Below are 4,685 nucleotides of genomic sequence, written 5' to 3'. Positions count from 1 at the left end.
TACAAATACATCATTAGATGCAAAATAAGTAAGAAAATAATAGAAATAATTAAAAATTATCTTAAATAAAATATAAACTAATAATAGTTTTAACTTAATTGAATTCTATATTTTAACCCGCTTCCAATTACTATAAATCTCCTTATTATATTCTTCCTCTTTATCTATAACAGGCAGATTTAAAATACAGTTATTATCATCATTTTCTCTTAAGAAACCAGTTTTTAAATCATCTACATTTACTTTCATCTTAAATCTTTTATTTCTAAAAACTTCAGGTCTCATAAGATAAGTAGCTGCTGTCACATCCCAGTTATAAGTACCATCTATCCCATAGTTATTTAAGTTATAATCAAACCAATAATCAACTTTTTCCTTAATATACTTAACTATAGGATTAGAATAATTACTTAACTCTCTTTCATAATCTTCTCTAGTCACAAGTACTTTAAGACAATTATTGCCAGTTATTACAGACACATTTTTTCCTCTAGTTAAAACTGTATATGTAGCAATAGGATCACATGAGAAGTTTAATTCGTCCATTTGCCTTTTTGCAAAAATTAATGGTTCAGTTATTCCCCCCATTAATACTATCTCTTTTACCTTTTCAAAAAAATCATTATCCTTTAAATATGCTCCATAAAGATTTGTTAGTGAACCTGTTGCTAATATTGATAACTCTCCATTATATTTATTAGCCATCTCAACTAGATAATCACTAGCTTCATTATCTAAATCTTTTGGATTTATACCACCTTTTTTAACAGGTAAACTTTCTACTTTTAATTCTTTTATCATTTTTAAAGTATTTGGATAAACTACTTCTACTTTATTATTTCCGTAAGTAGTAGTTATTCCTAATAAATTAACATCACTATTTCCTATCAAATATATTAGTGCAAGTCCATCATCAACATCACAATCTTTTATACCATAAGTATTATCACAATCAAATATTACATTCTTCATAAACATACCTCTTTACAATCCTCAAAATAACAAATTTCATCTTCTTTTATATTTATTCCAACTTTATTATTAATCTTAAATTTATCACTATTTAAAATATCAGAACTGCTCTTAACTAATATTTCTTTTTTATTATTACCTAAAATAATTTCAACAAAATCACCTAAATAAACAATATTTTTAATTTTAAAATCATCTTTTTCTTCATTTATTAAGATAGATGAAGATCTAATCATTGCTTTATAATTTCCATCATTCAAATCACATTTAGTTTCAAAATATTCATTTTTAAATATTTTATCTTTAACTACACCTGATAAATAATTATTTCTTCCAAAATAATCTGCAACTTCCATTGATACAGGATATCTATACATGTTATAAGGAGTATCATACTGAATAATATCTCCATGTAGCATTAATGCAATTTTATCAGAAAGTTGTAACGCCTCCTTCTTATCATGAGTAACTAAAATCATAGTCATTTTATTCTCTCTTTGGAGTTTCTTTACAAGTTTCCCCATTTCTTCTCTTAACTTTTCATCTAGCCCAGAAAATGGTTCATCTAAAAGTAATATCTTAGGATTTGATGCTAAAGCTCTAGCCAGTGCTACTCTCTGCAACTGTCCTCCAGACATTTCCCTTATTCTTCTATTTTCAAAGCCTTCTAGTTGAACATCTTTAAGAAGCTTCTTTACAATTTCCTTTTGTTGTTTTTTAGGAACTTTCTTCAAATCCATGGAAAAAGAAATATTCTTTTCCACTGATAAATGAGGAAACAATCTTAAGTCTTGAAATACTATAACTGTACCTCTTTTTTCAGGTACAATATCTTGAATTTCTTCTCCAAATAGTATTATTTTTCCTTCTTCCAAATCATTAAGTCCTGCTATACTTTTTAGTAGGGTACTTTTCCCACATCCAGAAGGACCTAAAAGGGATATAAACTCTCCCTTCTCCACATTCAAATTAATATTATGTAAAATCTCATTCCCCTGTAAATTTACTCTTATTTTTTCTAATTTTAAACTCATCTGTTTCACCTGTTATTTCTATACATTATAAAAATCTGTCTTTATATTATTATTAAATTTAGATACTATATAGTAAAAAAAACTAAATATAATCATAGTTATTCCTAAAAATACTATAGTATAAGATGCTACTATATTTCTGTCTCCTCCGCTTATATATGGAAACATTACTATAGTAAAAGTTTTTATTTTACCTCCACCTATTAGCAAAGTTAAAAAATATTGGCTAAAAGATACTATATATGACATAGAAAGGGCTGATAATATTACTGGAGATAAAATTGGTAATGTAACTTTAGTAAATGCTTGAAAAGTATTAGCCCCTAATACTTTTGCTTGTTCTTCTAGTTTTTGTCCTACTGCTTCTGTTCCATCTACTAATAGTCTCGTAGCATAAGGAAGTGAGTAAATTAAATGAACTATTATTACCCCTAGTATTGTATTACTTAAACCTAATTTTATAAATGTAACATGAATACCCATAGCAAATACTGTACAAGGTATTAAAAAAGGCAATATAGATGCAAAGTAAATCTGATTTTTACCTTTAAAATTGTAAAATACAAAAGCTCTAGCACTCATAAGTCCAATAATTACAGATAGTATGGCAACTATCATAGATAACATTATACTAGACATAAAAAGCTGTATCATTTCTCCTTTTCTTCCGAAAATTTCTTTAAAACCTCTTAAAGAATAATTCTCTGGAAATACATTTGGCCAAGGCCACCTTTCCGTAAATGACCATATTATTATATTTAGTAAAGGTAGTAAAATACAAATAGCTACAATTACTAATATTATCTTGCTTATATAAAATTTATTTTTTTTTAATTTTTTCATCTATTTTTATCCTTCAACGCTGAAATATTATTTTTAATCAATTTATAGTAAAGTAAAGCTGATATTAGAGATATAAGTATTATAATCCCATTTAGTGCCATAGCATATGGTCTATTTTGTAAATTTGGATGTATATATTGAATATAAGATAAAACTGGTAGCGCCTTTGGTAAGGTTGGTCCAAGTAGCTGTGGAATTTCATAGGCACCTAATGCAAATACAAAAATTATTAAAAATCCACTTAAAATTGTATTTTTACATAAAGGTAGCGTTACTTTTCTGAAAGTTTCCCACTTGCTAGCTCCTAAATTTATAGCTGCTTCTCCTAAACTATCATTTATATTAGCCATAATAGATATTGCAAAATAAATAATGAATGGTATCTCTTTCCATAAATATGCTAAAATAATTCCTATTCCATATTTATCATAGACTAAATTTATAAATTGTTCTTGACTAGATATTAAGTCTAAAGCTGAAAGTATCCTCGCTAGTAGACCACTTTTTGAAAATATATTTAATATAAAAATTGCTACTACCACATGTGGTACTACAATTGGTATTTGAACTAATCTTTCATATATTTTTATTGTTTTTTTGTTTATTACAATAATCATACAAATTAAAGTCCCTATAATTACCGCAAATATAGATGAAGTTCCTGCAATATACAAACTAAATAGTATTGAGTTTAACATGTATTTTGATATTAGAACTTCTTTGTAGTAATTTAAAGTAGGTTCTCTTAAACCAAAAGTAGGAATCACGCCAAAACTTTGCGTGATTCCATTTATAAGTCCTATTGCAAATATAATCAATAGTATAATTTGTGGTAGTAAAAGTAAATAAGGTGTATACTTTTTTCTCATTACTTACCAACTACCTCTTCTAACCATATTTCTTCTATTATTGGAACTAAATCTGCAGGCATTTCAGGAAGTCTTTTTGACAATAATTCCTCTTGAGAAAGTGTACCTTTTCCTAAATCTACATTATCAAACATTTTAGATTCTTCCTCAGATAATTTAGAATTATCAACTACTGGTAAAGTTTTTATTGCGTTAAATTTAGATGCTTGCATTTTTGCACCTATCATCTCATTTATGGCAACCATTGCTCCAGCTTTATTTCCCGAATTTTTAGCTATTGCCATGTAGTTAGTATTTCCTATTGTCCCATTATCAAATATAAAACTTTCAGTAGTATCTGTATAACTTCCTTTTTCTATTTTACTTGCCACTGAATAAGGCTCATAACTCATAAACATTACTACTTCTTTATCCATAAACATATTATCTAGTTGAGTTGAGTCTGCAGGGAAACTTTTACCTTCATTCCATAAATACGGATTTAATTTTACTAAATAATCAAGTGCTGGTTGTATAGCTTTTTTAACAGTTTCTTTGTCAGCTTCCATGTCTTGGAATTGTTCATATCCACATATATCATATATTATATTTCGTACAAAAGCACTTCCTGTAAAATCAGGTAAAGCTGGGTAAGTAACTTTTCCTTTATTTTCTTTTGCAAATTTCAAAAGTTCTTCTGTGTTTTTTGGTACATTACTTGTAACAGCACTATCATGAATAAAAACTAACTGAGCTTTTCCATATGAGGCTTCATATCCTTCAATTTCATATCCAAAATCATATTTATTTTCATCTGCATTTAGATCAAGATATTTTCCTGCATTTGGAAGTTTTTCTAAAAATGATCCATAAAGCATATTATTTTCTTTTGCTGATTTAAAGTTTTCACCATTTATCCATATCATATCTATACTTCCATCTTCTTCACCAGCTTGAACTTCACCAGTTAATTGACTTAAAACTTGGT

General features: G+C 27.3%; 5 protein-coding genes. All 5 read right to left on the bottom strand.

Annotated elements, in window-relative coordinates; translation table 11 throughout:
• Positions 1-105: 105 nt before the first annotated feature.
• A complete protein-coding gene (locus J7G74_RS00740) occupies positions 106-972 on the bottom strand; it encodes a nucleoside hydrolase (protein WP_297130483.1) in 867 nt (288 codons plus the stop codon).
• Positions 969-2,006, bottom strand: a complete 1,038-nt coding sequence (locus J7G74_RS00735) for an ABC transporter ATP-binding protein (RefSeq protein WP_297130479.1) — start codon at positions 2,004-2,006, stop codon at positions 969-971. Before J7G74_RS00735 ends, J7G74_RS00740 begins: the two co-directional genes overlap by 4 nt.
• Positions 2,007-2,024: 18 nt before the next feature.
• Positions 2,025-2,849 (bottom strand): ABC transporter permease, encoded by an 825-nt coding sequence (locus J7G74_RS00730; protein WP_297130474.1) that lies wholly within the window; start codon positions 2,847-2,849, stop codon positions 2,025-2,027.
• Positions 2,846-3,718, bottom strand: a complete 873-nt coding sequence (locus J7G74_RS00725; RefSeq protein WP_297130471.1) for an ABC transporter permease — start codon at positions 3,716-3,718, stop codon at positions 2,846-2,848. The genes J7G74_RS00730 and J7G74_RS00725 overlap by 4 nt, the downstream gene beginning before the upstream one ends.
• The coding region (locus tag J7G74_RS00720) for an ABC transporter substrate-binding protein (protein ID WP_297130467.1) at positions 3,718-4,685 on the bottom strand (968 nt) is incomplete at its 5' end. The genes J7G74_RS00725 and J7G74_RS00720, both read right to left, overlap by 1 nt.

The sequence above is a fragment of the Terrisporobacter sp. genome (assembly GCF_017888745.1).
GTDB lineage: Bacteria > Bacillota > Clostridia > Peptostreptococcales > Peptostreptococcaceae > Terrisporobacter.
The sequence above is the reverse complement of the archived record's forward strand: the minus strand, read 5'-3'. Positions and strand labels throughout refer to the sequence as shown.

Coding starts and splice junctions, on each gene's coding strand:
- J7G74_RS00740 (WP_297130483.1), bottom strand. CDS start 972: ATGAAGAATGTAATATTTGATTGTGATAATACTTATGGTATAAAAGAT.
- J7G74_RS00735 (WP_297130479.1), bottom strand. CDS start 2,006: ATGAGTTTAAAATTAGAAAAAATAAGAGTAAATTTACAGGGGAATGAG.
- J7G74_RS00730 (WP_297130474.1), bottom strand. CDS start 2,849: ATGAAAAAATTAAAAAAAAATAAATTTTATATAAGCAAGATAATATTA.
- J7G74_RS00725 (WP_297130471.1), bottom strand. CDS start 3,718: ATGAGAAAAAAGTATACACCTTATTTACTTTTACTACCACAAATTATA.